The organism is Fictibacillus marinisediminis (assembly GCF_023149135.1).
GTDB classification, from domain to species: Bacteria; Bacillota; Bacilli; order Bacillales; family Fictibacillaceae; genus Fictibacillus_C; species Fictibacillus_C marinisediminis.
Genome location: NZ_JAIWJX010000002.1, coordinates 151,766 through 178,460, shown reverse-complemented (window position 1 = coordinate 178,460; position 26,695 = coordinate 151,766). Strand labels below are relative to the sequence as shown.

23 protein-coding genes, 9 tRNA genes and 3 rRNA genes are annotated in these 26,695 nt (G+C 46.1%); 3 read left to right on the top strand and 32 right to left on the bottom strand.

What is annotated here, in order from left to right:
* Nucleotides 1-206: 206 nt before the first annotated feature.
* The 6 genes from glmS to sigW form a co-directional block, all read right to left on the bottom strand.
* Nucleotides 207-2,009 carry a glutamine--fructose-6-phosphate transaminase (isomerizing) gene (gene glmS, locus LCY76_RS01095; RefSeq protein WP_248251104.1) on the bottom strand — a complete coding sequence of 601 codons (1,803 nt, stop codon included), beginning with the start codon at nt 2,007-2,009 and terminating at the stop codon, nt 207-209.
* Between the two features lie 466 nt (nt 2,010-2,475).
* The gene (gene glmM / locus LCY76_RS01090) at nt 2,476-3,816 is read right to left on the bottom strand and encodes a phosphoglucosamine mutase (protein WP_248251103.1); all 1,341 of its coding nucleotides are present in this window, start codon (nt 3,814-3,816) and stop codon (nt 2,476-2,478) included.
* A gap of 3 nt (nt 3,817-3,819) precedes the next feature.
* Nucleotides 3,820-5,241, bottom strand: coding sequence for a CdaR family protein (locus tag LCY76_RS01085; protein ID WP_248251102.1), 1,422 nt, complete (start codon nt 5,239-5,241; stop codon nt 3,820-3,822).
* On the bottom strand, nt 5,225-6,055 hold the full coding sequence (gene cdaA / locus LCY76_RS01080; protein ID WP_419714968.1) for a diadenylate cyclase CdaA: 831 nt from the start codon (nt 6,053-6,055) through the stop codon (nt 5,225-5,227). The genes LCY76_RS01085 and cdaA overlap by 17 nt, the downstream gene beginning before the upstream one ends.
* A 226-nt stretch (nt 6,056-6,281) precedes the next feature.
* Nucleotides 6,282-6,899 (bottom strand): anti-sigma factor family protein, encoded by a 618-nt coding sequence (locus LCY76_RS01075; protein WP_248251100.1) that lies wholly within the window; start codon nt 6,897-6,899, stop codon nt 6,282-6,284.
* A gap of 5 nt (nt 6,900-6,904) precedes the next feature.
* Nucleotides 6,905-7,480: an RNA polymerase sigma factor SigW gene (gene sigW, locus LCY76_RS01070; RefSeq protein WP_248251099.1), complete on the bottom strand. Its 576-nt coding sequence runs from the start codon at nt 7,478-7,480 to the stop codon at nt 6,905-6,907.
* A gap of 212 nt (nt 7,481-7,692) precedes the next feature.
* Here sigW and LCY76_RS01065 point away from each other — a divergent pair, with 212 nt between their 5' ends.
* Nucleotides 7,693-7,860, top strand: coding sequence for an aspartyl-phosphate phosphatase Spo0E family protein (locus LCY76_RS01065; RefSeq protein ID WP_248251098.1), 168 nt, complete (start codon nt 7,693-7,695; stop codon nt 7,858-7,860).
* A gap of 28 nt (nt 7,861-7,888) precedes the next feature.
* Here the strand turns inward: LCY76_RS01065 and rocF are convergent, their stop codons facing one another.
* From rocF to LCY76_RS00995, 14 genes are all read right to left on the bottom strand, one after another.
* The gene (gene rocF / locus LCY76_RS01060) at nt 7,889-8,791 is read right to left on the bottom strand and encodes an arginase (RefSeq protein WP_248251097.1); all 903 of its coding nucleotides are present in this window, start codon (nt 8,789-8,791) and stop codon (nt 7,889-7,891) included.
* Nucleotides 8,792-9,038: 247 nt separating this feature from the next.
* Nucleotides 9,039-9,114, bottom strand: a tRNA-Ala gene (locus tag LCY76_RS01055).
* A 4-nt stretch (nt 9,115-9,118) separates the two neighbouring features.
* Nucleotides 9,119-9,192: transfer RNA gene (locus LCY76_RS01050), tRNA-Gly, on the bottom strand.
* 50 nt (nt 9,193-9,242) lie between these two features.
* Nucleotides 9,243-9,318, bottom strand: a tRNA-Lys gene (locus tag LCY76_RS01045).
* Between the two features lie 31 nt (nt 9,319-9,349).
* Nucleotides 9,350-9,433, bottom strand: a tRNA-Tyr gene (locus LCY76_RS01040).
* Nucleotides 9,434-9,471: 38 nt separating this feature from the next.
* A tRNA-Thr gene (locus LCY76_RS01035) sits at nt 9,472-9,547 on the bottom strand.
* Between the two features lie 19 nt (nt 9,548-9,566).
* Nucleotides 9,567-9,642 (bottom strand) — tRNA-Val (locus LCY76_RS01030).
* Nucleotides 9,643-9,677: 35 nt separating this feature from the next.
* A tRNA-Glu gene (locus tag LCY76_RS01025) sits at nt 9,678-9,752 on the bottom strand.
* Between the two features lie 3 nt (nt 9,753-9,755).
* Nucleotides 9,756-9,831 (bottom strand) — tRNA-Thr (locus LCY76_RS01020).
* Between the two features lies 1 nt (nt 9,832).
* Nucleotides 9,833-9,907, bottom strand: a tRNA-Asn gene (locus tag LCY76_RS01015).
* Nucleotides 9,908-9,946: 39 nt separating this feature from the next.
* Nucleotides 9,947-10,062, bottom strand: a 5S ribosomal RNA gene (rrf, locus tag LCY76_RS01010).
* A 273-nt stretch (nt 10,063-10,335) separates the two neighbouring features.
* Nucleotides 10,336-13,273, bottom strand: a 23S ribosomal RNA gene (locus LCY76_RS01005).
* Nucleotides 13,274-13,604: 331 nt separating this feature from the next.
* A 16S ribosomal RNA gene (locus LCY76_RS01000) occupies nt 13,605-15,154 on the bottom strand.
* Together the 16S, 23S and 5S rRNA genes with 9 tRNA genes alongside form the textbook arrangement of a ribosomal RNA operon.
* Nucleotides 15,155-15,437: 283 nt before the next feature.
* Entirely contained in the window at nt 15,438-15,656 is a 219-nt protein-coding gene (locus tag LCY76_RS00995) for a hypothetical protein (protein ID WP_248251096.1), read from the bottom strand.
* A 197-nt stretch (nt 15,657-15,853) separates the two neighbouring features.
* Here LCY76_RS00995 and pdaB point away from each other — a divergent pair, with 197 nt between their 5' ends.
* Nucleotides 15,854-16,615, top strand: coding sequence for a polysaccharide deacetylase family sporulation protein PdaB (pdaB, locus tag LCY76_RS00990; protein WP_248251095.1), 762 nt, complete (start codon nt 15,854-15,856; stop codon nt 16,613-16,615).
* 21 nt (nt 16,616-16,636) lie between these two features.
* Here the strand turns inward: pdaB and LCY76_RS00985 are convergent, their stop codons facing one another.
* On the bottom strand, nt 16,637-17,248 hold the full coding sequence (locus LCY76_RS00985; RefSeq protein ID WP_248251094.1) for a KinB-signaling pathway activation protein: 612 nt from the start codon (nt 17,246-17,248) through the stop codon (nt 16,637-16,639).
* Between the two features lie 150 nt (nt 17,249-17,398).
* Here LCY76_RS00985 and gerD point away from each other — a divergent pair, with 150 nt between their 5' ends.
* Nucleotides 17,399-18,043: a spore germination lipoprotein GerD gene (gene gerD / locus LCY76_RS00980; RefSeq protein WP_248251093.1), complete on the top strand. Its 645-nt coding sequence runs from the start codon at nt 17,399-17,401 to the stop codon at nt 18,041-18,043.
* Nucleotides 18,044-18,084: 41 nt separating this feature from the next.
* On the opposite strand, the gene LCY76_RS00975 is transcribed toward gerD, so the two are convergent.
* The 11 genes from LCY76_RS00975 to rplQ form a co-directional block, all read right to left on the bottom strand.
* Nucleotides 18,085-19,119 (bottom strand): Mrp/NBP35 family ATP-binding protein, encoded by a 1,035-nt coding sequence (locus LCY76_RS00975; RefSeq protein WP_248251092.1) that lies wholly within the window; start codon nt 19,117-19,119, stop codon nt 18,085-18,087.
* Nucleotides 19,120-19,232: 113 nt separating this feature from the next.
* The gene (gene cwlD, locus LCY76_RS00970) at nt 19,233-19,946 is read right to left on the bottom strand and encodes an N-acetylmuramoyl-L-alanine amidase CwlD (RefSeq protein ID WP_062240271.1); all 714 of its coding nucleotides are present in this window, start codon (nt 19,944-19,946) and stop codon (nt 19,233-19,235) included.
* A gap of 62 nt (nt 19,947-20,008) precedes the next feature.
* Entirely contained in the window at nt 20,009-20,449 is a 441-nt protein-coding gene (locus tag LCY76_RS00965; RefSeq protein WP_248251091.1) for a DUF2521 family protein, read from the bottom strand.
* A gap of 387 nt (nt 20,450-20,836) precedes the next feature.
* Complete coding sequence (locus LCY76_RS00960) at nt 20,837-21,451, bottom strand: DUF421 domain-containing protein (RefSeq protein WP_248251090.1); 615 nt, start codon at nt 21,449-21,451, stop codon at nt 20,837-20,839.
* Between the two features lie 143 nt (nt 21,452-21,594).
* Nucleotides 21,595-21,987, bottom strand: coding sequence for a 30S ribosomal protein S9 (gene rpsI, locus LCY76_RS00955; protein WP_053356167.1), 393 nt, complete (start codon nt 21,985-21,987; stop codon nt 21,595-21,597).
* Between the two features lie 18 nt (nt 21,988-22,005).
* On the bottom strand, nt 22,006-22,443 hold the full coding sequence (gene rplM, locus LCY76_RS00950; protein WP_007203517.1) for a 50S ribosomal protein L13: 438 nt from the start codon (nt 22,441-22,443) through the stop codon (nt 22,006-22,008).
* 252 nt (nt 22,444-22,695) lie between these two features.
* Nucleotides 22,696-23,433: a tRNA pseudouridine(38-40) synthase TruA gene (gene truA, locus LCY76_RS00945; protein WP_248251089.1), complete on the bottom strand. Its 738-nt coding sequence runs from the start codon at nt 23,431-23,433 to the stop codon at nt 22,696-22,698.
* A 19-nt stretch (nt 23,434-23,452) separates the two neighbouring features.
* Entirely contained in the window at nt 23,453-24,253 is an 801-nt protein-coding gene (locus tag LCY76_RS00940; RefSeq protein ID WP_053356169.1) for an energy-coupling factor transporter transmembrane component T family protein, read from the bottom strand.
* Nucleotides 24,247-25,119, bottom strand: a complete 873-nt coding sequence (locus LCY76_RS00935; protein ID WP_248251088.1) for an energy-coupling factor ABC transporter ATP-binding protein — start codon at nt 25,117-25,119, stop codon at nt 24,247-24,249. Before LCY76_RS00935 ends, LCY76_RS00940 begins: the two co-directional genes overlap by 7 nt.
* On the bottom strand, nt 25,095-25,934 hold the full coding sequence (locus LCY76_RS00930) for an energy-coupling factor ABC transporter ATP-binding protein (protein ID WP_248251087.1): 840 nt from the start codon (nt 25,932-25,934) through the stop codon (nt 25,095-25,097). The genes LCY76_RS00935 and LCY76_RS00930 overlap by 25 nt, the downstream gene beginning before the upstream one ends.
* Before the next feature lie 383 nt (nt 25,935-26,317).
* Nucleotides 26,318-26,680: a 50S ribosomal protein L17 gene (gene rplQ / locus LCY76_RS00925; protein ID WP_053356173.1), complete on the bottom strand. Its 363-nt coding sequence runs from the start codon at nt 26,678-26,680 to the stop codon at nt 26,318-26,320.
* Between the last annotated feature and the right edge of the window lie 15 nt (nt 26,681-26,695).

Sequence of the window (26,695 nt, the reverse complement as noted above, 5' to 3'; positions counted from 1 at the left end):
GGGTTGTATGTCTCTTTTAACTCCCATCACTTCGCCTCCCTATAATAAATCTTTTCCCTGAAGAACATTAAAAACCACAATCTTTACTAAAACATCCAAAAAAATAAAAGCCTCCTTTTAGGAGGCTTTTATTAATCGTACTTTACAAATATACTGATATCGACTTTTTTCCTTGCGGACATTTTCCACTGGCTTTTACTTAATACTTATTCTACTGTTACACTTTTCGCAAGGTTACGCGGCTTATCCACATCACAGTCACGGTGAAGTGCTGCATAGTAAGCAAGCAATTGAAGCGGTACAACAGATACGAGCGGAGTAAGGTACTCATGTACTTCAGGAAGTACGATGCGGTCGCCTTCGTCCTTCGTCGCTTCTGTACTGATCACGCAAGTTTCTGCTCCACGGGCTGCTACTTCTTTCACATTTCCGCGGATGCTCAAGTTAACGTGTTCTTGTGTAGCTAGAGCGATAACTGGCGTTCCTTCTTCAATCAAAGCAATCGTACCATGCTTAAGCTCTCCTCCTGCAAAGCCTTCTGCTTGGATATAAGAGATTTCTTTAAGCTTTAGAGAACCTTCTAAACAAACGAAGTAATCAACCGCACGGCCGATAAAGAAGGCATTGCGTGTTACGGATAGGTATTCTTGTGCTACACGATCCATGGTTTCTTTTTGGTCTGTCAATGTTTCCATTGCGTTTGCCACAATCGCAAGCTCTTGAAGCGGGTTGAAATCAAGCTCGATGCCTTTTGCACGAGCAGAATCAACGGCAAGAATAGCAAGGACAGCAATTTGCGCTGTATAAGCTTTTGTTGATGCTACTGCGATTTCAGGTCCTGCATATAGGTGAAGTGTATGGTCAGCTTCCCTTGAAAGGGTAGAGCCAGGAACGTTAGTGATCGTCAACGCTTTATGGCCAAGCTTTTTCACTTCTACCAATACGGCACGGCTGTCGGCTGTCTCTCCTGATTGAGAGATAAAGATGAACAATGGCTTCTGAGAAAGAAGCGGCATGTTATAAACGAATTCACTGGCAATATGAACCTCTACAGGGATATTGGCAATGTTTTCGATCAGCTGTTTACCTACAAGTCCTGCATTGTAGCTTGTTCCGCAAGCCACGATGTAAATGCGGTCTGCACCATTCATCGCGCCGCGAATATCGTCATCAAGCTTAAGATTGCCTTCTTCGTTTTGATACTGCTTGATGATGTTACGCATAACAAATGGCTGCTCATCAATTTCCTTCAGCATATAGTGAGGGTACGTTCCCTTTTCGATATCACTTGCATCCAATTCAGCTGTGTATGGAGCACGTGCTACTTCTTTGCCGTCCAGTGTTTTGATGGTATAGGAGTCACGTGTTACGATAACGATCTCCTCATCCATCAGTTCAACGTATTGATCTGTTTGAGAAATCATGGCCATAGCATCACTAGCTACAACGTTAAATCCTTCTCCTACGCCGACCAATAGCGGGCTTTTATTTTTACCAACATAGATGGTGTCTGAATCTTGGTTATCGACTAACGCAATCGCGTAAGAGCCTTTAATAACGGAAAGCGCGTGGCGGAATGCTTCTTCCACGTTCTCTCCTTCGCTGACAAACTTTTCAATAAGCTGTACAACAACTTCTGTGTCTGTGTCACTTACGAATTCAACATTCGGTAAGTATTCTCTTTTAATATTCTCATAGTTCTCAATCACACCGTTATGCACAAGCGTAAATCGCTCTGCAGTACTTTGGTGTGGGTGAGAGTTCACCTTGCTTGGCGCTCCGTGTGTTGCCCAGCGGGTATGTCCGATCCCCATTGATGTTTCAACGCCTGAGTCAACGATATCACGCAATACAGCGATTCTTCCTTTTTCTTTGAAGACTTGAACGCCGTCGTTGTCAATTACAGCAATACCTGCTGAGTCATAACCGCGGTACTCTAATTTTTCCAGTCCGCGAAGCAAGATTTCTTTAGCATCCTTATTTCCTACATAACCTACAATTCCGCACATTTAATATATCCTCCCTTGGGTCAGGTATAGCCCAAAATCGGCTGGCACCTGCCTCTGTAACAGGGGGACTGTGAGCGGGGCTCACAGCCCCACCTATGTTTGATTTATTTTGTTAGCCACTGCTTTTAATTTTGTACAGGAAGTCGCCTTGCCTGTTTTATTTAAAAGCTTACGAAAGTGACTGGTTCCGAGAGGCATCCGCCGAAAAATCGATGAACCTCTTCCTCGTCAACTATTTTCTTCCGTCCGAAAATAGTTCAGGCGCTTTGGTTATTAAATTGGCCGCTCTATCCACCTTCCCGTTTCGAAGTAAATTCAAACTTAATGATATCTTGTTTCGATTTAAGCGTCAATTGATTGCTAAGCAGCTTAATAAATATTTAATAAAATATGCATAAGCGAACCCGCTGGTGATACGCTTATGCATAGGTTTCGTGCCTATCTTGATGAATGAGGGTGCATTTGACTAAACAAGTTCCGTCTTGACCACATCAGCTATCTGATCAGCATAGATTTGGCATTGTTCCTTCGTAGGTGCTTCCACCATGACACGCACCAACGGCTCAGTTCCCGATGGACGGACAAGTACACGCCCGTTTCCGTTCATTTCTGCTTCGACCTTCTCGATCGCAGATTGGATCGTTGCATTGCCTTCAAGCTTTGTTTTATCGACAACTCTTACGTTGATTAAAAGCTGAGGGAACTTTTTCATTTCATCCGCAAGCTCAGATAATGGCTTTTTCGTCTGCTGGACGATGCTTGCTAATTGAATAGCCGATAACATGCCATCACCCGTCGTTGTATGGTCCAGGAAAATGATATGTCCGGATTGCTCTCCGCCCAGGTTATATCCGCTCTTTCTCATTTCTTCCATCACATATCGGTCGCCGACAGCAGTCTGAACCGATTTTACTTCTCTGTCTTCAAGTCCTTTATAGAATCCAAGGTTGCTCATCACAGTGGAGACGATGGTATCGTTCTTCAGTCTTCCCTGCTCTTTTAAATAGACGGCGCAAATAAACATGATTTGGTCGCCATCCACGATGTTCCCCTTTTCATCAATCGCAATCAGACGGTCTCCGTCCCCATCAAAGGCCAGACCCATGTCTGCTCCTTTTTCCTTGACCAGTTCAGCCAATTTTTCAGGGTGTGTGGAACCTACACCATCGTTAATATTTAGACCATTTGGGCTTGTTCCCATCGTTGAGATATCGGCTTCCAGATCAGCAAACAGATGCGGAGCCAAAGAAGATGTGGCACCGTGAGCGCAGTCGAGTGCGATATGCATACCGGAAAAATCGCCAGGGACGGTTTGTTTTAAATATTGAAGGTACTTTTGTCCGCCTTCGAAATAGTCGCCTACTGAGCCGATATCCCCGCCTGAAGGGCGCGGAAGCTCGTCTTTCTCCTGATCGAGGAGAGCTTCAATCTCTGCTTCCTGCTCATCCAATAGCTTAAAGCCATCCGCTCCGAAAAACTTAATTCCGTTGTCAGCGACTGGGTTATGGGAAGCAGAGATCATGACACCTGCCTGTGCGCCCAGTGCCTTTGTCAAGAAAGCAACGCCAGGTGTTGAGATGACACCTAAACGCAATACTTCAGCTCCCGTAGATAAAAGGCCCGCCACCAGTGCTCCTTCAAGCATATGACCAGAAATTCGTGTATCTCTGCCGATCAGTACTTTTGGTTTTTGGGTTTCCTTTGTTAATACATATCCCCCAAATCGGCCAAGTTTAAATGCTAATTCTGGTGTAAGCTCTGTATTGGCAACTCCTCTTACCCCGTCTGTTCCAAAGTATTTTCCCATGATTTAATTCTCTCCTTCAGTAATTGATTCGGTACGATCCGATTTTCCCTCTGCCTTTGATTGAGAAAAGGTTGGGTTATTGTCCGGCTTGCTGCCGGCAGTGCCGTTATTCTCGTTATTGCTGTTCTTATCCCCGCTCTGCGATGTGGTTTGGTCAGACTGGTTATCAGAGCCGGTCTGGGTTTCTGGGGTTTCGATTTTAATTCTCGCCGTCGTAAACTCCTTTTTCATTTGAAGGTTCTTGGAGTTTGAGGCTTTTATTGAAATCGTATGCTCACCTGGTTTCAGCTTGCTGACATCAACATATGCCGTAATATCTGAAGCCACCAATGCATCAACAGTTTTTTTGCTGCCTGTAATGGTCACATCCATCTTTCCGCTCGCAGGAGATAAGAAGGACGCCTGCTGTTCAGGAGTCTCTCCCCTCATTTCAATAGGGATATCCTTAAAGGTCTTTGTTTTAACGTCATTCTCTACATCCACTTTTACTTGGACTTGTTTGGGATTTACAGCTTCTGTGCCTTTTGGAAGAGGCACATCAACGTCTATCGTTGAATCTTCTTTAATCTTGTCTAAATCTATGTCTACGCCGCTTACTTCACTGATTTTATCAAGGGCGGATGAAGGACCTGTTAACGTCACTTCTTTCGGATCCATCGTTATACCTGCAAGGGTAAGCCCGTCAGGAAGGTTGCCTTTTTCATTCAGGCTCAGCGGTACCGTTTTACTTGGTTTTGTGATAGGGACCGTAACATTGACAGACTTCGGATCAATCAGTACATCGAGCAGATTGCCTTGACTGTCGTAAGCCCGCAGCGGCACCCTTGATTCTACCTTATCCTTGGCATTCGAAACATCCACAGATGCCCGGATACTTGCAATATCACTGATGTAATCCTCTGGACCTGTTACATACACACTCTTCGGCGAGTAGCTAAGTTTTCCGGCTTCATAACCCTCCGGCAATTTATTCTTGTTCTTGATATCCACAGAAATCGGGATCTGCTTCGTTTGTTTTCGGTGAAGCGTTACTTCCACTGCCTGAGGTGATGGAACGGCTTTTAACCCTTCCGGAACATTCCTGATTTTTACAGGAACTTTTTTTGTACCTGGACCCATCTTTGTAAGATCGATATAGACTTCCATTCGACGGTCCACTTTTAATGCTTTCGTCAGCAGATTGGAAGAACCCGTCAGCTTGACGTCCACCGATCTGGGCAAGTCTGTTAGTACGTATTTATTTTCATCAAATAAAGGCGTTATGGTAACCCCGCTTACCGTTTCACTCGTCTTGGATACGGAGGTGAACAGGGATTGCCGGTCAGATTGCTGCTGGTTTTCCATGGATAGGACGGTATAAAGCATTAATGCCAAAAGAAAAGCGATAATTTTTACAAACCAATTGCTCTTAAGGAGTTTGTCCATTTTTCTTCCCCCTCCAATTCCAGCGTGATGAGGAAGCATTTTTGCCTGATACCATTAATTCCGCATTCAATAAAGCTCTCAGTGTTTCCTCATTCAGGTTGCGATGGATTTCTCCGTTCTTCGTAATCGAGATGCTACCGGTTTCTTCTGAGACGATGACAGTAATCGCATCTGTTACTTCACTTACACCAATAGCCGCTCTGTGCCTTGTACCCAGTTCTTTGGAAACAAACGGGCTTTCGGTCAACGGAAGATAACAGCCTGCCGCAACGATTTCATTCTGCCGCAAAATAACCGCTCCGTCGTGCAGAGGCGTGTTGGGCACAAAAATATTGGTCAGCAGCTCTGATGACAATTTCGAATGAATAGGAATCCCTGTTTCCACATAATCGGTAAGACCGGTTTCTCTTTCAAACGATATGATGGCCCCAATTCGGCGCTTGGCCATATAACTGGTTGACTTAACGATCGCATCAATGGAGTTTCCCATCTCCTCTTCGTCAGCTAAACCAGATCGGGAAAACAGTTTTCCCCTGCCGAGCTGCTCCAGCGCTCTCCTTAATTCAGGCTGGAAAATAATAATAATGGCCAATAATCCATATGTAATGGCTTTATCCATCAGCCAGCCCATTGTCCGCAGTTCAAAGAAACTGCTCGCAAGCCATACAGCTACAATGACCACAATTCCTTTTAAAAGCTGTACCGCCTTGGTTCCTCTAATCAGCATTATTAATTTATAAAAAACATAGGTAACCAGCAAAATATCAACGATCTGGCTGATATAGCTACCTAAACTAAAATTTCCAACAGGCAACATGACATCACTCCACTTCAGGGAACTACTCTTTCTATGTTAATGTAGTGCAACAATGATCATAATTATTCGGTATCCCTTATTATAGCATATCCCATCCGCTGCCATAAAAGTTGGAGACTGAGCGGCCGGGTGTCGTTTGCTGTGTTATAAAGTCCCGAAAAAGTAAAAAGCCGGCCATAAACAGGCGGCTTTTTAGATCTTCATATTAGTTCGATGCTAAATATTATTTTTGTTCCTCTCCTGTGAAGAACATTTTAAGTTTATACCAGACCCATTCCACCACTTGATGGATTTCCTGGCTGTCACCGGTGATCTGGCCCGCGGAAGCCATATATTTTTTCCCCTTGATGACGACGACATCGCCGTCAACCTTTCCTTCCACCCTCACATCGCCATTTTCTACGACCAGATCACCTTTGACCGTCTTTCCCTTAGGAACGATAACCGTATGCGTGGATGGCTTGATCTGAACGTTATCCGAGCCGGAGACTACTGATAGTTCATTCCCGGTACTCCAGTTGGCCATTACTGAACCGAACATTAAGATTAAGAATACTGCAGCCGCAGTCAGGACTGGATAACGCCTGATCCATTGAGCCGGCATCCTTTTCTTTTTCACGGCAGGAAGCCTCTTCATTACATCCTCTGTAAAATGGTCAGGAGCAACAACAGGCGCTGATTCTTTCATGTCGGAAATGATTTCTTTCAAGGCATAATAGTGCTCTCTGCAGGCTTCGCAATTTTCCAGATGTATGTCCAGCTCTTTCTGCTCCAGCTCCGTTATATCCCTATCCAGGGCTTTATCAATCAGGCTCATATATTTTTCTGTATCACATGACATTATGTTCACCTCGATTTTGCAACCTTTTTATACACCTTTTTTAACGCTTCTCTTCCCCGATGTATCCGTGTTTTGACAGTCGGGACGGGCAAATCCATAACAGAGCTGATCTCTTCAAGCGATAGATCTTCGACATACTTTAGCAGGATCGCTGTCCTGTACTTTTCCGGAAGTTTCATGATTTCCTGCTGGAGATGATCCCGCTTCTCCTTTTCCTCCACTTCCTCTTCCGGAAGTGGAGCCGCTCCTGCCACCTGGCTGTAAAGCGTTGCTCCTTCTGTTCCTGGAATCTCGGCATCCATAGAGTAATCCGGTTTCTTTTTCCGCAGTTTATCAATACACAAGTTTGTGGCGATGCGATACAGCCACGTTGAAAACTTATAGCTTCCACTGTATTTATCAATGTTTACGTAAGCGCGGACAAATGCTTCCTGAGCAAGGTCCTCCGCCTCATGGCTGTCTCCGACCATTCTGTAGCACAGCCGGTATATTTTATCTTTGTAAATTTCAACAAGACCTTCAAAAGCCTCCTGGTTCCCTGCTCTTACTTGGGTAACCAGATTATTAATTAATGAATCCATTTCAATTTTCCACCACCAGTTGCGGTTCGTATTTTTCTACGTTTAGTATTCAAAAAAGTTTCATATTCCATAAAAAATTAAGCAATTTTTATTTTAGCATGAAAACAGACAGGGATAGAGAAATGTTTTGTACAAAATTTAGAAAATGAGTTTTAATTTGGATAATTGAGGGAATAGTGGAATAAAAGATTTTTTTTAAGGAGCGTGTACACATGGATCGCAATATCCTGCTAAGAGAAATTGAAGATTCACGAAAAAAAATGAATGAAATGTCTAAAATTATGCCTTTAATCGCTGAAGAAATTGTTGAAATCAGCCAACACATAGATGCTCTTTTAAATGAATTCCAAAAAGCAAACGTAAAAAACAGCTACTCTTAATTCGAGAGCTGTTTTTTTTGATTTATTATTATAATAATTTTTCGCCGAATAGTGATCCCATTAGCGCCACAGCCACTGTCGCTGTTTTGTTTCTTTCGTCAAGAATTGGATTGACTTCTACAAATTCAGCTGAGGTAATAATCTGAGACTCGGCCAGCATTTCCATCGCCAAATGGCTTTCTCTGTAGCTGATTCCACCAAGAACCGGCGTACCTACCCCCGGTGCGTCAAGCGGATCCAAACCATCAAGGTCAAGACTTAAATGAACACCATCCGTTTTTTTAGAAAGATATTCAATCGTTTCCTCCATTACCCTGGTCATGCCGATCCGATCAATTTCATGCATCGTGTATACTTTAATGCCACGTTCTTTGATCAATTCTTTTTCTCCTTCATCCAATGAACGGGCACCGATAATAACAATATTTTCAGGCTTAACTTTTTGCTCATATCCTCCAATGCCAGTTAAGGATTCATGCCCTATTCCCAAGCTTGCTGCAAGCGGCATACCATGAATGTTTCCGCTTGGTGAAGTATCAGCGGTATTCAAGTCTCCATGGGCATCATACCAGATAACGCCAAGATTTTCGTAGTGCTTGGCAATTCCAGCAAGAGAGCCGATCGCGATACTGTGGTCTCCTCCAAGGACAAGAGGAAACCGGTTTTCCTGAATCACATTAGAAACCGTGTCTGCCAGCTTTTCACTCGCAGTTGAAACTTCTTGAAGGTTCTTAAGATTGGTTTCTATTGTTTCTTCTATTGTCCCAGGCCGGGCAATCTCTATGTCCCCGAAATCCTGGACATTATAATTTATATCTTCTAAACGTTCCACAATACCTGCATATCGAATGGCGCTTGGCCCCATATCAACGCCGCGCCTTGTCTGCCCTAAATCCATCGGTACTCCGATGATCGTAATATCCTTCTTCATTCTGTACGGCCTCCCCTTATGCTGTGTTTCAAAAATTCTATAAATTCATTGTAGCCTGTCTATTCATGTTGGTTCAACTGGACAGAAATATGCATAGATATACCGATACGTAAGCGCTTTCGAGGAGGTTGATGGATAATTATTAGGACAAAAGCACCGACCTCTTTATTGGATCAGGAATCCTTGAAGATTTGAAAGACATAAAAAAGCCCTTAGACGAATGTCTAAGGACAGTGCTTATTATGTATGGTGGAGCCTAGCGGGATCGAACCGCTGACCTCCTGCGTGCAAGGCAGGCGCTCTCCCAGCTGAGCTAAGGCCCCATAATGGAGCGGGTGATGAGAATCGAACTCACGACCAGAGCTTGGAAGGCTCTTGTTTTACCACTAAACTACACCCGCAATATTATACTTTGTTACCATTGATATCATCTTTTATTCAGAAGTTCAAATGGTGAGCCATGAAGGACTCGAACCTTCGACCCTCTGATTAAAAGTCAGATGCTCTACCGACTGAGCTAATGGCTCGTGTTATAACATAATCTGTCGGAAATAAAGATGGTGGAGGGGGACGGATTCGAACCGCCGAACCCAAAGGAGCGGATTTACAGTCCGCCGCGTTTAGCCACTTCGCTACCCCTCCACATAAAAAAAGGCTTCAGACATTGCTTATAAAAAAAATGGTGCCGGCTAGAGGACTTGAACCCCCAACCTACTGATTACAAGTCAGTTGCTCTACCAATTGAGCTAAACCGGCCTGCCGTTGGGATAAATAATGGTGGAGGATGACGGGTTCGAACCGCCGACCCCCTGCTTGTAAGGCAGGTGCTCTCCCAGCTGAGCTAATCCTCCGTATTAAGGAATGTTATTTTCTTAACGAAAAAACTTGGTGACCCGTACGGGATTCGAACCCGTGTTACCGCCGTGAAAGGGCGGTGTCTTAACCGCTTGACCAACGGGCCGACTGGAGCTTCCAACCGGGCTCGAACCGGTGACCTCTTCCTTACCATGGAAGCACTCTACCTACTGAGCTATGGAAGCATGGCTCCACAGGTAGGACTCGAACCTACGACCGATCGGTTAACAGCCGATAGCTCTACCACTGAGCTACTGTGGAATAAGAATAAAACCACATACGAGTATGTTTGAAATGATAGCCTGGCAGCGTCCTACTCTTACAGGGGGAAGCCCCCAACTACCATCGGCGCTGAAGAGCTTAACTTCCGTGTTCGGTATGGGAACGGGTGTGACCTCTTCGCTATCGCCACCAGACTGTCTTTCAAAGCATGTCCTATTTTCTCAAGGACAAGTTACATTTTACAATGTATTTGCTCTTTTGACAAGAGCTTTTTTAGAAAAAATGAGGCATATTCCCTCAAAACTAGATAACTTCTTCATCCAAACTTTCACTGATGCTAACGTCCAGCTCCATGAACCATATCCTCGAGGTCGTTTCAATCCCTCCTACGAACACCAAAAACGTGTTCTCGTCAGGATATCTCCAACGCTTGTCGGATATAAACGGTTCATACCGCTTTTGTTAATAAGGATAAGCCCTCGACCGATTAGTATCTGTCAGCTCCACGTGTCACCACGCTTCCACACCAGACCTATCAACCTCATCATCTCTAAGGGGTCTTACTCACTTAATGTGATGGGAAATCTCATCTTGAGGGGGGCTTCATGCTTAGATGCTTTCAGCACTTATCCCGTCCACACGTAGCTACCCAGCTATGCCCCTGGCGGAACAACTGGTACACCAGCGGTGTGTCCATCCCGGTCCTCTCGTACTAAGGACAGCTCCTCTCAAATTTCCTGCGCCCGCGACGGATAGGGACCGAACTGTCTCACGACGTTCTGAACCCAGCTCGCGTACCGCTTTAATGGGCGAACAGCCCAACCCTTGGGACCTACTTCAGCCCCAGGATGCGATGAGCCGACATCGAGGTGCCAAACCTCCCCGTCGATGTGGACTCTTGGGGGAGATAAGCCTGTTATCCCCAGGGTAGCTTTTATCCGTTGAGCGATGGCCCTTCCATGCGGAACCACCGGATCACTAAGCCCGACTTTCGTCCCTGCTCGACTTGTAGGTCTCGCAGTCAAGCTCCCTTGTGCCTTTACACTCTGCGAATGATTTCCAACCATTCTGAGGGAACCTTTGGGCGCCTCCGTTACAATTTAGGAGGCGACCGCCCCAGTCAAACTGCCCACCTGACACTGTCTCCGAACCGGATCACGGTTCCAGGTTAGAATTTCAATACAGTCAGGGTAGTATCCCACCGACGCCTCCATCGAAGCTGGCGCTCCGACTTCTCAGGCTCCTACCTATCCTGTACAAACTGTACCAAAATCCAATATCAAGCTGCAGTAAAGCTCCATGGGGTCTTTCCGTCCTGTCGCGGGTAACCTGCATCTTCACAGGTACTATAATTTCACCGGGTCTCTCGTTGAGACAGTATCCAAGTCGTTACACCTTTCGTGCGGGTCGGAACTTACCCGACAAGGAATTTCGCTACCTTAGGACCGTTATAGTTACGGCCGCCGTTTACTGGGGCTTCAATTCAGAGCTTCTCCCGTAAGGGATAACCCCTCCTCTTAACCTTCCAGCACCGGGCAGGTGTCAGCCCCTATACTTCGCCTTGCGGCTTCGCAGAGACCTGTGTTTTTGCTAAACAGTCGCTTGGATCTATTCACTGCGGCTCTCTCGGGCGTTAACCCTATCAGAGCACCCCTTCTCCCGAAGTTACGGGGTCATTTTGCCGAGTTCCTTAACGAGAGTTCTCCCGATCATCTTAGGATTCTCTCCTCGCCTACCTGTGTCGGTTTGCGGTACGGGCACCTCTTTCCTCACTAGAGGCTTTTCTTGGCAGTGTAGGATCAGGGACTTCGGTACTGTAATTTCCCTCGCCGTCACAGCTCAGCCTTCACGATTGCGGGATTTGCCTCACAATCAGCCTAACTGCTTAGACGCGCATTTCCAATCGCGCGCTCTCCCTACCTTCCTGCGTCCCCCCGTCGTTCAAACGGAAAGGAGGTGGTACAGGAATTTCAACCTGTTGGCCATCGCCTACGCCTTTCGGCCTCGGCTTAGGTCCCGACTAACCCTGAGCGGACGAGCCTTCCTCAGGAAACCTTAGGCTTTCGATGGACAAGATTCTCACTTGTCTTTCGCTACTCATACCGGCATTCTCACTTCAAAGCGCTCCACCAGTCCTTCCGGTCTGACTTCACTGCACTTCGAACGCTCCCCTACCACTGTACCTTACGGTACAATCCATAGCTTCGGTGATACGTTTAGCCCCGGTACATTTTCGGCGCAGAGTCACTCGACCAGTGAGCTATTACGCACTCTTTAAATGGTGGCTGCTTCTAAGCCAACATCCTGGTTGTCTGGGCAACTCCACATCCTTTCCCACTTAACGTATACTTTGGGACCTTAGCTGATGGTCTGGGCTGTTTCCCTCTTGACTACGGATCTTATCACTCGCAGTCTGACTCCCGCGGATAAGTCTCTGGCATTCGGAGTTTGACTGAATTCGGTAACCCTGTGGGGGCCCCTAGTCCAATCAGTGCTCTACCTCCAGGACTCTAGCCGCGAGGCTAGCCCTAAAGCTATTTCGGGGAGAACCAGCTATCTCCGTGTTCGATTGGCATTTCACCCCTACCCACACCTCATCCCCGCACTTTTCAACGTGCGTGGGTTCGGGCCTCCATTCAGTGTTACCTGAACTTCACCCTGGACATGGGTAGATCACACGGTTTCGGGTCTACGACAACGTACTATGGCGCCCTATTCAGACTCGCTTTCGCTGCGGCTCCGCCTTATCAGCTTAACCTTGCACGTTATCGTAACTCGCCGGTTCATTCTACAAAAGGCACGCTGTCACCCGTTAATGGGCTCCAACTACTTGTAGGCACACGGTTTCAGGATCTCTTTCACTCCCCTTCCGGGGTGCTTTTCACCTTTCCCTCACGGTACTGGTTCACTATCGGTCACTAGGGAGTATTTAGCCTTGGGAGATGGTCCTCCCGGATTCCGACGGGGTTTCACGTGTCCCGCCGTACTCAGGATCCACTCAGGAGGGAACGAAGTTTCAACTACAGGGCTGTTACCTTCTTTGGCTGGCCTTTCCAGACCGCTTCATCTACCCCGTTCCTTTGTAACTCCATGTTGAGTGTCCTACAACCCCAGAGGGCAAGCCCTCTGGTTTGGGCTGATTCCGTTTCGCTCGCCGCTACTCAGGAAATCGCATTTGCTTTCTCTTCCTCCGGGTACTTAGATGTTTCAGTTCCCCGGGTCTGCCTTCTCATATCCTATGTATTCAGATATGGATACCATCCCATTACGGATGGTGGGTTCCCCCATTCGGAAATCCCCGGATCAATGCTTACTTACAGCTCCCCGAGGCATATCGGTGTTCGTCCCGTCCTTCTTCGGCTCCTAGTGCCAAGGCATCCACCGTGCGCCCTTTCTAGCTTAACCTTTATCGACGATTGATCAGCTTCCAATCTCTTCGTCAGCTTTGTTCTTCCGGTGCTCATGTAGGCGAACTACACTCCGCTCCTCCAGAACTTCGCTTCCTCGATCTTGTCGCTGCTGAATCGTCTTAATTGTTACTAAATCAGCGCACAACTAATGAATTAGTTGGCTTTGTTTGGATGTTTCGTTATCTAGTTTTCAAGGAACATGGTCCGTGCGCGCAAAAAAATGCGTCACATAACCTCTATTGTTTGAAAGAAACGATGTTCTTTCAAAACCAAACAAAAGCTCAGGTAAGTTCATGAGGCATCTAAGTGCGCTCATGTCTCCATAGAAAGGAGGTGATCCAGCCGCACCTTCCGATACGGCTACCTTGTTACGACTTCACCCCAATCATCTGTCCCACCTTCGGCGGCTGGCTCCTAAAAGGTTACCCCACCGACTTCGGGTGTTACAAACTCTCGTGGTGTGACGGGCGGTGTGTACAAGGCCCGGGAACGTATTCACCGCGGCATGCTGATCCGCGATTACTAGCAATTCCGGCTTCATGTAGGCGAGTTGCAGCCTACAATCCGAACTGAGAGTGGCTTTTTGGGATTGGCTCGGCCTCGCGGCTTTGCAACCCTTTGTACCACCCATTGTAGCACGTGTGTAGCCCAGGTCATAAGGGGCATGATGATTTGACGTCATCCCCACCTTCCTCCGGTTTGTCACCGGCAGTCACCTTAGAGTGCCCAACTGAATGCTGGCAACTAAGGTCAAGGGTTGCGCTCGTTGCGGGACTTAACCCAACATCTCACGACACGAGCTGACGACAACCATGCACCACCTGTCACTCTGTCCCCCGAAGGGGAAAGTCCTATCTCTAGGATGGTCAGAGGATGTCAAGACCTGGTAAGGTTCTTCGCGTTGCTTCGAATTAAACCACATGCTCCACTGCTTGTGCGGGCCCCCGTCAATTCCTTTGAGTTTCAACCTTGCGGTCGTACTCCCCAGGCGGAGTGCTTAATGTGTTAACGTCAGCACTGAGGGTGGAACCCCCCAACACCTAGCACTCATCGTTTACGGCGTGGACTACCAGGGTATCTAATCCTGTTTGCTCCCCACGCTTTCGCGCCTCAGCGTCAGTTACAGGCCAAAAAGCCGCCTTCGCCACTGGTGTTCCTCCACATCTCTACGCATTTCACCGCTACACGTGGAATTCCACTTTTCTCTCCTGCACTCAAGTTCCCCAGTTTCCAATGACCCTCCACGGTTGAGCCGTGGGCTTTCACATCAGACTTAAAGAACCGCCTGCGCGCGCTTTACGCCCAATAATTCCGGATAACGCTTGCCACCTACGTATTACCGCGGCTGCTGGCACGTAGTTAGCCGTGGCTTTCTGGTCAGGTACCGTCAAGGTACCGGCAGTTACTCCGGTACTTGTTCTTCTCTGACAACAGAGCTTTACGACCCGAAGGCCTTCATCGCTCACGCGGCGTTGCTCGGTCAGACTTTCGTCCATTGCCGAAGATTCCCTACTGCTGCCTCCCGTAGGAGTCTGGGCCGTGTCTCAGTCCCAGTGTGGCCGATCACCCTCTCAGGTCGGCTACGCATCGTCGCCTTGGTGAGCCGTTACCTCACCAACTAGCTAATGCGCCGCGGGCCCATCTGTAAGCGTCAGCACAAGGCCGACTTTCAAAAGAGAAACAGGCGTTTCTCTTTATCATCCGGTATTAGCTTCGGTTTCCCGAAGTTATCCCCGTCTTACAGGCAGGTTACCCACGTGTTACTCACCCGTCCGCCGCTAACCTCAGAGAGCAAGCTCTCTTTGGTTCGCTCGACTTGCATGTATTAGGCACGCCGCCAGCGTTCATCCTGAGCCAGGATCAAACTCTCCAATAAAGTGTTTGATATAGCTCTTAATGTTTAAAATAAGAATTGATGGGATTGTAAAATCCCTGACTTACCTGGCTTTTGTTTGGTTTTCAAAGAACATTTTGTTTACGTCGCTCGTTTTGGCGACTTTTATACTTTAACATTTTTGCAACCATCATGTCAACGATTATTTTGTTGATATTTTGTTGCTCATCACCGTCTCAGCGGCGACAAGGAATACTATATCATGTATCGCTTTTTAGTGTCAACACTTTATTTTAAAAAAGAGTTTGAATCCTTTTATGCCATGTTATTGGCTCTTTTTTCGTCTGCAGAAACGCGCGCATTCTGCAGGTTCGGCCAGTCTGGCAAAGAGATTAAAGAGAACCTGGTACCTTTCTTCGATTGCTGATTTTACTATCTTATCCAGCCTGTCATCTTGCAGATCAAACAAGAGCTCTTCCATTTCTTTTTTTAGAAGATATTCGAATTCCTTTGCTTCCCTGCGATCCATCATTAAGCCTAACATTACGCCACCATAGCTTCCTTTAGGGTTTGTTTTAAGCTATCGTTCCCGCCCCCTTAATTTTCTATGTATATAAAAGGCCGTTTCCTGTCTGTGGTCTATCTTGTCCTCACTGGTCATATATATTTCCTTAGACAGACAGCTCTGGCAAACGAAAAAGAAAATGGATCAGCTCAATATACAGGATTAGGGGGGACGGTATGAAATTTTTCATGGTGGTTAACGGTAAGAAAGTGAAGCAGTATATGGTCGTTGTGTTTGCTGCCTTCTTTGCCGCTTCACTGGCATTTATGGGACAAGAGCAATTATCTGTTTTTTCATCCAAAGATGGGCCCCGGGCAATCTATAAAGGTGAAGAAAAGGGGAACAAAGTCGCGCTGACGTTTGATATCAGCTGGGGAGACAAGAGAGCTATTCCTATATTAAACGTACTGAAAAAACAAGGAATCAAAAATTGCACCTTCTTTGTTTCTGCCGCCTGGGCGGAAAGGCACCCAGAAATTATTGAACGAATCGTAAAAGATGGGCACGAAATTGCCAGTCTCGGTTATCAATATAAGAACTATACGGATTGGGAAGTTCCCCAAATTCGAAGAGACATCTTAATCGCACAGGAAAAAATTAAAAAGGTTTCCGGAAAAACAACGTCGCTCCTTCGTCCGCCGAATGGCAATTTTGATAAACGGGTCCTTGAAGTCTCAGAAGGTACTCACCATTCAGTTGTGCATTGGAGCATCGATACGAAAGACTGGAAAAATCCCGGAGTCGAAAAGATCGTGCAAAATGCGACTGGTCACGTGAAACCTGGAGATATCCTTCTCCTGCATGCTTCTGACTCAGTCAAGCAGACACATAAAGCCCTGCCAGAAATTATCAGCAAATTAAAATCGGAAGGTTATTCGTTTGTCAGCGTTGGTGAAATGATTGCCAACACTCAGGCGCAAAGCCAGGAAGTCCATTAATTCTCACAAAAAAACTTCCGCCTAGACAGCGGAAGTTTTTGATTTTGTTCCTGTATTTTGATTGATGAGCCGGTGCAGCATTAAGATCTGATAAGTATTGCAGGCACCAAGAGCCGCAAATGCCATCCACATAGCACTTGGAGCGTTTGTTTTTAAAACAGGGACCCACTCCATCGTCGTAACCACGATGATGAAAAACAGCGTTGGGACAAATGCTCCCTTGTTGGTTTGCTTTTGTTTAAGATAAGCCGCCGCAAGCCCTAGAACCAGCACGCCGATTGGAATCAAGCTGTATGAAGCAAGGCTTTGTCCCGCTTTATGAAACGCGGTATACCGCAGATAAAATAAGTCAAAAAGAACAACAATAATAAGAACGATCTGTACACCATTCCAAAGGGATTGTGATTTAAATATTCCCAAACCGAATCGGTGAACCGTTAAGTACGCAAAAAAGCCCATTTGGCTGAACACACTGAACAATGCGCCAAAACCAACAAGACCGAGTATATAGATAAAAAACTCTTTCACTCCTCCGCTTTGCGGAAATTGTGATATCAAACCTGCCACGATAGCGCAGCCAATTCCTAAGAGCAACGTAGTAATAAATAAAAAGACCCAGTTTCTTGACTTCACGTGATTGCCTCCAATCCAAATGTAACCGTTATCGATTGTACCAATCCTACCCCAAAAAAGCCATACTGTTTTCCTATATTTGTTCTGCATAAATCTTCTCAAAACACCCAACCTAAAGGTAAGACCTAATAGAAAGGAGAAGGAGCAGACGTGAAAAAAACGTGGATCCCATGTCTCTTCTGTTTTCTTCTTTTTGCCCTAAGCGCCTGTGCGCAAAATGAAGCACAAGGAAGCAGTTCCCAGAACATCGATTATGATGCAACCAAAAAGATGCTGGTGGATATATTAAAAACAGATGACGGCAAAAAGGCCATTAAAGATGTATTATCTGATGAAAAAATGAAGGAACAGCTATTGCTTGATCAGGCATTAATTAAACAGACGATCGAGAAAGAACTGTTATCTCCCAAAGGCGAACAATTTTGGAAACAAGCCTTTAAGGATCCTAAATTTGCTGCGGCGTATGCGAAAAGCATGAAGCCAGAACACGAAAAGTTAATGAAAGGTCTAATGAAAGACCCTGCTTATCAGCAGCAGATCATGAACATTATGAAAGATCCCAAGATGGGACAAGAACTATTGGACCTTGCCAATTCCCCTCAATACCGAAAAGAAGTAAAGAAAGTCATGATGGAAACCTTCGACAGCCCGATTGTGCGTGCTCAAATCGCTCAGATGCTGCAAAAAGCAGCACATGATGAAATTGACCAGGCTGCCTCTAAAAAAGGACAGCAGGGCGGCGGTCAGCAGCAGGGTCAACAGCAAGGCGGCGGAGGCGGAGGCGGAGGCCAATAACCGTAACAAAACCTCGTACTGAATCAGTACGAGGTTTTGTTTTATTTTACCTGATCGATGACCTTTTGTGCGATGTCTTCATAAGCTCTTCCAAGACGATGATCCGCAGCATAGATACTTGGTGCAAAATCATCTTCATTAATATCAGGCTGGCCGAGTGGAAGCTGGCCAAGCATTGGGATTCCAAGTTCTTCTGAAAGGCGCTCTCCACCGCCTTTACCGAATACATATTCTTTTTCTCCAGTCAGCTGGCTCTCAAAAAAGGACATATTTTCAATAACACCGATGATCTCATGATCGGTTTTTAATGCCATTGTTCCCGCTCTTGCCGCAACGAAAGCTGCCGTTGCATGCGGAGTGGTAACAATGATTTCTTTGCATTTAGGCAGCATCTTATGAACATCCAGCGCCACATCTCCGGTTCCCGGCGGCAGATCCAGCAAGACGTAGTCAAGTTCTCCCCATTCTACTTCACTGAAGAAATTCATCAGCATCTTGCCGAGCATAGGTCCGCGCCAGATAACAGGTGCATTGTCCTCAACGAAAAAGGCCATGGAAATGACTTTTACACCGAAACGTTCGACCGGCTGTATGGTTTCGCCCACTACTTTCGGCCGTTCTGTGATACCCATCATATCCGGAACACTGAACCCATAAATGTCCGCATCAATCAATCCTACTTTTTTGCCGAGACGGGCAAGAGCAACGGCCAGGTTTACGGATACGGTGGATTTTCCAACTCCGCCTTTACCGCTGGCAATCGCGATAAATTCTGTCTTACTTTCCGGCGCTAGCAAAGACGGTACACCAGGTGCCGCTTTTTGGGCTTCCTGAGCGGGTTTGCGTTCTTCAAACCTCAGGCCGACTGATTCGAATCCAGCACCTTTTAGAATATTAACGATTTCCTGCTGAAGCATCATCTGTTCAGGTGTTCCTGTTTGAGGCAAAGCTACTTTTAAGCTTACGTAGCTTTCCTTTACTTTTATTTCTTGAATCGCCCCTGATTCTGTCAGGCTTTTATGTAAAAAAGGGTCTTGAATATGAGATAAAAGTTCAATTACTTTCTCTTCTGTCATGGTAAAGACACTTCCTTTGCATGTATTCGATTTCATTTTCATATTCAGTATAGCACATATGACTTTAATCGTTGACTCATAAGCTAAAAGGTGCAAGCCGAAGGGCCCGCACCTTAATCAGGTATCTTTTCTTTTGTATAATAACGAAGGATGCCTTGGTAAACTGATGCAGAAACCTTATGCTGATAGGACTTGGTTTTAAGCAGCTCCCGCTCGTTCGGATTGGACAAGAAGCCAACCTCGACCAATGTTGCCGGCAGTTTGCTCGTCCGCATCAAATAGATGCCATCAATGGATTTGGCAATCCGGTTGGTATTCTGAAGGTTGCGTTTAAGTTCATTTTGAATAAATTTAGAGGCCGCTTCCCCTTTTTTGTCAGCGGGATTAAAAAATACTTGTGCGCCTCTCCATCGGCTGGAGGGCAAAGCATTTAGATGAATGCTCACATATAAGTCCCCGTTGGATCCATTGATGATTTCTTTTCGTTTTCGTAAATCTTCCCATTTCCGGGCCCGAATTCGCCCAGAGTCTCTACCGCTTAAATCCTTATCTCTTTCCCTCGTCATTATCACGAGAGCCCCGGATTCCTGCAAATAATCCCTCAACTTAAGCGATATATCCAATGAGATGTCCTTTTCCAGCACACCGTCACTGCCGACTGCCCCGCCATCCATTCCGCCGTGTCCTGGATCCAGCACGATTACCTTACCCGATAGCGGCAGGTTCCACGATTTCCAAGACCGGTTTTCCGTAAACTGGTACGTTAAGATAAATAGCAGAAGTGTAAATCCTAAGGCAAAGGCAACTTGCTTTACCCGCTTCTTCATTTTTGCCCCCTAATAAACAGTCATATATGTCTATATATATGGGACAAGACGATGAATATAACTTAATGAAGCTTCATTCTGTATCTTTTCTCTCCGTTCCAGTATCCTTCGAGCCACCAATGCTGGATATACACTTCACAGCACATGTATAGAGATTCCATCATCTGTTCTGTTCCCCAGCACCAGAACTGCCAATATTCAAAGAGGCTGTCCGTCAATTCCTTTTCAGCTTGTTGGCTGCGTTTCTTAATGCCATCCAGCGATTCCCCGTGATACGCAAACCGGCTGTACGCGGCCCCAAGCAAGTAGGCATCAATCGCCAGATCAATGCAGGCGTCTTCAATGTCCTGCTGATAGAGCAAAGAATATTGAAAGAATGGCTGATACAGGGTTTGGAATTCCTTTTTGATCTTTCCCAGCGAAAGATCCCTCAGCACTTTTCTTTCGTACTCCGCTTTTTTCGTACGCTGCTTCTCCCTAAATGTTGTAATTACAATCGCCATCATTTTTCCTCTTCCCGCGCAGATGCGCCAATCACATATCTATATAATTAATGGGGTCACCCTTAACTACATTTTTTGCAAAAGAGTAAAGCATCATCCTGCGTAAATGATGGGAAAAAAGAAATGCTGAAACGCCTGTTTAGAGATGATAAGCACTGGAGGGCTTTGTCTAAAAACGCTTTTTGTGTTGTAGTGAGAGAGCGAAACGATCGGGGACGAAAATGAACCTTTTACGTCCAACTAGGCGCTGAGGCTGGACGGATCAAAAGCTTAAACGCTTGTTTAACCGTTATTCCTTATCAATCGGGGCCTCCAGCTTGTCTTTATAACAGTCAATGTACAGGTTACCGTTCGTTCCTTTTACAGCATAATATACGTCCGGCAGGGTCAGGTTTTTCTTTTTAACTCCTCCTGCAGCCAGGCTTCAGATAAATTATTCTGCATAAGGTTTTGCGTCAGAACTTGTTTTTCCATAATAAGCTCCACAGGAAACTGTGCGTCATTCTTTTGGGAAGCAATACCCATGTCTTGTTGCGTGAGCATTCTGAATGGCGGCTTTTTTTGAACAGAGATGCCTCCGTTTGTTTCCAGGATGGCATATTGGACCTCATTGATATCAAATACCCCCTTCTCTCTAAGAAGCTGGTTCAGGTTATCAATCGTAAATTTTGCTTTCCCCATGTTTTTCTCCAAGATGGTCCCGTCTTCAATCAGCACTGTCGGTTCTCCCGATATCCACCTGCGAGCCTTTCTGCTTTTTACCGTCCAAAGCAGAATGAGGATGGAGGCAACAAAGAAGGTAATCATCGCGAGTACTGCATGCCATGTCTCGATATTAAGATTAAATGCCAGGTTAGCGGTGATCGACCCAAGAGTGGCAGCAGCTATAAAATGATTCAGTGTCAAATACGACAAGGTTTGCTTTCCAAGCAGCCGGGCGATTCCTAAAAACAAAGCAAAGGCCAGCAAGGTCCTCCAAAATACCTCCATTAACTCCGACATCATGTCCCTCCTTCAGAAAACTCGGTCTGTTACAGCTATTGTTTACGAGTAGCGAAAGGAACATGAGCTCAAAGTGAAGATTTAGTGGCTGAACAACAAAAAAGACCCCCAACCAAATGGTTGAGAGCCTTGAAACGTAAAGATTAACGTTTTGAGAACTGTGGTGCACGACGAGCGCCTTTAAGACCGTATTTCTTACGTTCTTTCATACGAGCGTCACGAGTCAAGAATCCAGCAGACTTAAGGTTGCCGCGGAATTCTGGATCTGCTTGTAGAAGAGCGCGAGAGATACCATGACGGATCGCTCCTGCTTGTCCTGTATATCCTCCACCTTGAACAGTTACAAGAACGTCGTAGTTACCTTCTGTAGCTGTTTCATTAAGGGGCTGTCTTACGATAAGTTTTAATGTTTCTAAACCGAAATATTCGTCAATGCTGCGACCGTTGATTACGATACGGCCATCACCAGGAACTAAACGTACGCGAGCAACGGAGTGCTTACGACGCCCAGTACCGTAATATTGTACTTGTGCCACGTGAATACCTCCCTTTTATTATCCGCGTAATTCGTATTTTTCTGGCTTTTGTGCTTGGTGTTGGTGCTCAGCTCCAGCATATACGTGAAGCTTTTTGATCATTTGACGGCCAAGGCTGTTCTTAGGAAGCATACCTTTGATCGCTAATTCAAGCATTTGCTCAGAACGAGTTGTACGCATTTCTAATGCTGTTCTTGTGCGAAGTCCACCTGGGTGTCCAGTGTGACGGTAGTAAATCTTGTCACTTAACTTCTTACCTGTTAGATGAATTTTTTCTGCGTTGATTAGGATTACATGATCTCCAGTATCAACATGTGGTGTAAAAGTTGGTTTGTGTTTTCCGCGAAGGATTGCTGCAACTTCACTTGCAAGACGACCTAAAGTCTTTCCTTCAGCGTCGATCAATAACCACTTACGTTCTACTTCAGAAGCTTTCGCCATGAATGTCGTACGCATGAATTTTCCCTCCTGTATCTTCATTCGCTAAATCGCTCAATTTTTTTATGAATGCTGTTCTAACTCACAGTAAAATACGGTTCGCTGAACATTTTTGAATTACTAAACATTTCGCCGAATTATCTTCCGGGGCAGGGAGATAATCTTAGAAATACCAAAGAATATCTTATAACATATAAACAACGATGTCAAGTGTGTCGAGAAATTTATCAGGTGATTTTTTATAAAATCACTAGGTGATTTTTTAGAACTTTAATAGGTGACGTGATATAAATATAAACCGTGCGGAGGAGCCGTCTTTCCTGCAGCAATCCGGTTCTTTTCCTGCAGCATCGCTTCGATGTCCTTCGGCTCGATTCTGCCCTGGCCTGCATCAAGAAGAGTGCCCATCATGATTCGGACCATGTTATACAAAAACCCGCTCCCGCTCACTTTAAAAAGGATCTCATCTGTAGACGTGTCCATTTCAAAACGGTAGATGGTACGTATTTTGTCCTCGACAGTGGAACGGGCCGAGGAAAACGATGTAAAGTCGTGTGTACCCAAGAACATCCTCATGCCCTCTTCCAAGGCGCCGCGATCCAGAGAATAAGGAAAATGATAGGCATAATGCCGGCGGAAAACATCCGGTTGACTGCAGGTCAATAGCCGATAATGATACTCTTTCTTCTGTGCACTGAAACGCGCATGAAAATCCGGAGCAACAGCTTCCACTTTCGTGATGCGTATATCACTGGGCAGCAGCGCATTCAGGGCTTTCTGCCAACGGTCTCCGGCAATGGCCAACGGGCTGTCAAAGTGACATACCTGCCCAATGGCATGGACTCCTGCATCTGTCCTTCCAGAAGCCGAGATGCGCAGATCCTCGCCTTTATGCATTTTGGCCAGGCTCCGTTCAATCTCACTCTGTACAGTACGGCCCTCCGGCTGCACCTGATAGCCGGCAAACAAGGTGCCATCATAGCTTACGGTAGCTTTCCAGCGCTGCATACATCAAACTCCCTTAAAATTAATGCGTTCGGAATACGAAAAGAACAACGGCCAATGCGAGCAGAATGAGCAGAGAGGCTGTATCCCTGAATCTCCATTCCAGAATGCGCAGCCTCGTCCTGCCCTCTCCCCCTCGGTAACCGCGGGCTTCCATTGCGAGAGCCAGGTCTTCCGCCCGTTTAAAGGATGAGATAAACAAAGGCACCAGCAGCGGAACAAACGCTTTGACGCGCTCTTTTATAGGACCGGTTGTAAACTCTGCACCCCGGGCCATCTGTGCCTTCATGATTTTCTCCGTTTCCTGCAGCAGCGTAGGAATGAAGCGGAGAGAAATGGACATCATGAGGGCAAACTCATGAACGGGCAGCTTTATCTTTTTAAAAGGAGAAAGTAAGTATTCAAGTCCATCTGTTATATCGATCGGTGTGGTCGTCAGCGTCAGCAATGATGTGATGACCACGAGATAGACGAGACGAAGTGAGATGAATACCCCTTGCTTTAAGCCGCCTTCATAAATCTTCAGCCATCCCAGGTGGTAGATGACATCACCTTGCTTCGTCATTACAATGTGCAGGATGAATGTAAAAATGACAATAAGAAAAATGGGTTTAAGCCCTTTATAGATATAACGGAGCGATACCTGAGATGACAGCATAGCACCCGCTGCAAAAATACCGAGCAGGACATAGGTCAGCCAGTTATTGGCCAGAAAGACCACGAAAATAAACAAAAAGATGCTAAGCAGCTTCGCACGCGGGTCCATCTTGTGGATGACGGAACGACCCGGAATATACTGCCCAATGATCACGTTATCTAGCATGTTGAGCCTCCTTTGCCGAAGTCAGCTGCAATGGCTTTAGCTGTTTCTTCAATGGTAAAAGAGGATAGTTTCATTGGATTACTCGTCAATTCCTGCCACTTGAGCAAAAACTGCACCGTTTCCGGCACATCCAGCCCAACGGCCTGAAGCTCGTCCCGTTTATCAAAGATTTCCGCAGGAGTACCTTCTAGATAGGTGGATCCTTTATCCATGACAACAATATGGTCCGCATAATACGCAGCATCCTCCATGGAATGCGTAACAAGGATGGTCGTCGTTTTGCGCTGATCATGAAGGGCACGGAATAGGTCCATGATCTCTTTGCGCCCCTTTGGATCTAGACCCGCTGTTGGCTCATCCAGAATCAGCACTTCAGGCTGCATCGCAAGAACACCTGCGATAGCTACCCGCCGCATCTGTCCGCCGCTCAAGTCAAAAGGTGACTTTTGCAGTACCTCATCCGGAAGCCCGACAAGCTTAACCATCTCTCGAGCTGTTTTTCTGGCTGCTTCTTCACTCTGCCCGAAGTTCATCGGACCGAACATGACATCCTTCTCCACCGTTTCATCAAATAACTGATGTTCTGGATATTGAAAGACAATCCCTACTCTTTTGCGCAGGGCTTTTAGCTGTTTCTTTTTCTCATTGGCAGCAATGGTCAGGTCCCCAACCTGTATGGTGCCTTCAGAAGGCTTTAACAGGCCGTTCAAATGCTGAATGAGCGTTGACTTCCCAGAACCCGTGTGACCGATGACAGCAAGGAATGAGCCCGATGGAATAGAAAGGTTCACATCCTTAAGTGCAAGCCGCTCAAAAGGCGTTCCAGGCTTGTAGCGATGGGTTAGGTTGTTGATTTTAATGTCCATAATGCACCCACCAATTCTTCCTGTGTTAAATGTTGTTCTTTTAAGCCTATCCCATTTTCCTTAAGCGCTAATCCGAGTTTAAGGGAGAACGGCAGATCCAAGCCGGCATCCAGCAATAACGACTCGTTCTGGAACACGTGTCTCGGACTGCCTGTCGTGAGGATGGAACCTTGTTTCATGACCATGACCCGGTCAGCACGGACCGCTTCCTCCAGATCATGCGTAATGGAGATAACGGTAATCCCTTCTTCCTCGTTCAGTTGTTTCACCGTGTCGATGACTTCTTTCCGGCCCATCGGATCCAGCATGGAAGTCGCTTCATCCAGGATGATGATAGACGGCTTTTGGGCAATGATGCCGGCAATGGCGACACGCTGTTTCTGGCCGCCTGAAAGATGGTGAGGTTCACTTTCAATAAACTCCTGCATCTTTACACGCTGAATGCTTTGTTCAATACGGGAAATCATCTCTTCACGGGGCACACCGAAGTTTTCCAACCCAAACGCCACATCGTCTCTGACACTTGTCCCGACGAACTGGTTGTCCGGATTTTGAAAAACGATGCCGACCCGCCTTCTGATCTCCCATAGTTCTTGTTCGTTGGTCGTTGTATAGTCTTCTACCTTTATCTCTCCTGAGGAAGGCAGAAGCAGCCCGTTGAGCAATTTAGCCAGTGTAGATTTTCCGGACCCGTTATGGCCGACAATCGCCAGCCATTCTCCTTGGTACACCGAGAGGCTTAAATCCGCCAGTGTGGTTTTCTCCTCGCTCGGGTACTGGAAGGAAACGTTATTGACCGATATCAGTTCCTTCACGCTTTTCTCCCCCTCAGCTCAGCTATTACTTCTTTGAAAAAACACTTTACTTCCTGAAATGGTGTCTGGCACCGTTTTTTACATTCAGGTGCCTGACTCCAGATATTTAAGTAACTAATCGAAGCGTTACTACATTTGTGATTTGCATCACTAAACCCATCTTAGAAGGCAGCATACTTACTTTCAAAATTTACCGCCCCATTCAAGTCCAGCTACTAAACTTCCTTGCAGGATGTTTTTCCGTGCCAGGCACCTGAAAGTGAACTGCGGTGCCAGGCACTGTTTCTTCGATGCTTTCTTTTTTTATTTGGTGAAAAAAAATCACCAAATAAAAAAAGGGCAAGAAACGATCTTTACGACCCTGTCCCGCCCTTTATTCACTATTAAACTAATTCGATGATGACCATAGGTGCACCGTCACCACGGCGAGGACCGATTTTAGCGATACGAGTGTAACCACCATTACGCTCAGCATAACGAGGTCCAAGGTCACTAAATAGTTTTTGAATTGCCTTTTGTCCTGATTCTTCGTTAGCTACTTCGTTTCGAACGAAACTTGCAGCTTGACGGCGTGCGTGAAGGTCTCCACGCTTACCAAGCGTGATCATCTTTTCAACAAATTTACGTACTTCTTTAGCACGTGCTTCTGTTGTTTCGATACGATCGTTGATAATTAAGTCAGTTGCTAAGTCACGCAGCATTGCGCGGCGAACAGCTGAAACACGACCCAACTTTTGGTATGCCATGTCTATTCCCTCCTT

Excerpts from the sequence above, each read along its gene's own strand:
- rocF (WP_248251097.1), bottom strand. The coding sequence starts at position 8,791 with ATGAAGAAGGATATTACGATCATCGGAGTACCGATGGATTTAGGGCAG.
- rplQ (WP_053356173.1), bottom strand. The coding sequence starts at position 26,680 with ATGGCATACCAAAAGTTGGGTCGTGTTTCAGCTGTTCGCCGCGCAATG.
- sigW (WP_248251099.1), bottom strand. The coding sequence starts at position 7,480 with ATGGATTCATTAATTAATAATCTGGTTACCCAAGTAAGAGCAGGGAAC.
- LCY76_RS01075 (WP_248251100.1), bottom strand. The coding sequence starts at position 6,899 with ATGTCATGTGATACAGAAAAATATATGAGCCTGATTGATAAAGCCCTG.
- LCY76_RS01085 (WP_248251102.1), bottom strand. The coding sequence starts at position 5,241 with ATGGACAAACTCCTTAAGAGCAATTGGTTTGTAAAAATTATCGCTTTT.
- cwlD (WP_062240271.1), bottom strand. The coding sequence starts at position 19,946 with ATGAAGAAGCGGGTAAAGCAAGTTGCCTTTGCCTTAGGATTTACACTT.
- LCY76_RS00965 (WP_248251091.1), bottom strand. The coding sequence starts at position 20,449 with ATGGCGATTGTAATTACAACATTTAGGGAGAAGCAGCGTACGAAAAAA.
- truA (WP_248251089.1), bottom strand. The coding sequence starts at position 23,433 with ATGCAGCGCTGGAAAGCTACCGTAAGCTATGATGGCACCTTGTTTGCC.
- glmM (WP_248251103.1), bottom strand. The coding sequence starts at position 3,816 with ATGGGAAAATACTTTGGAACAGACGGGGTAAGAGGAGTTGCCAATACA.
- LCY76_RS00935 (WP_248251088.1), bottom strand. The coding sequence starts at position 25,119 with ATGGACATTAAAATCAACAACCTAACCCATCGCTACAAGCCTGGAACG.
- pdaB (WP_248251095.1), top strand. The coding sequence starts at position 15,854 with ATGAAATTTTTCATGGTGGTTAACGGTAAGAAAGTGAAGCAGTATATG.
- LCY76_RS01065 (WP_248251098.1), top strand. The coding sequence starts at position 7,693 with ATGGATCGCAATATCCTGCTAAGAGAAATTGAAGATTCACGAAAAAAA.
- rplM (WP_007203517.1), bottom strand. The coding sequence starts at position 22,443 with ATGCGTACGACATTCATGGCGAAAGCTTCTGAAGTAGAACGTAAGTGG.
- LCY76_RS00975 (WP_248251092.1), bottom strand. The coding sequence starts at position 19,119 with ATGACAGAAGAGAAAGTAATTGAACTTTTATCTCATATTCAAGACCCT.
- LCY76_RS00960 (WP_248251090.1), bottom strand. The coding sequence starts at position 21,451 with ATGTCGGAGTTAATGGAGGTATTTTGGAGGACCTTGCTGGCCTTTGCT.
- LCY76_RS00995 (WP_248251096.1), bottom strand. The coding sequence starts at position 15,656 with ATGTTAGGCTTAATGATGGATCGCAGGGAAGCAAAGGAATTCGAATAT.
- LCY76_RS00940 (WP_053356169.1), bottom strand. The coding sequence starts at position 24,253 with ATGCTAGATAACGTGATCATTGGGCAGTATATTCCGGGTCGTTCCGTC.
- glmS (WP_248251104.1), bottom strand. The coding sequence starts at position 2,009 with ATGTGCGGAATTGTAGGTTATGTAGGAAATAAGGATGCTAAAGAAATC.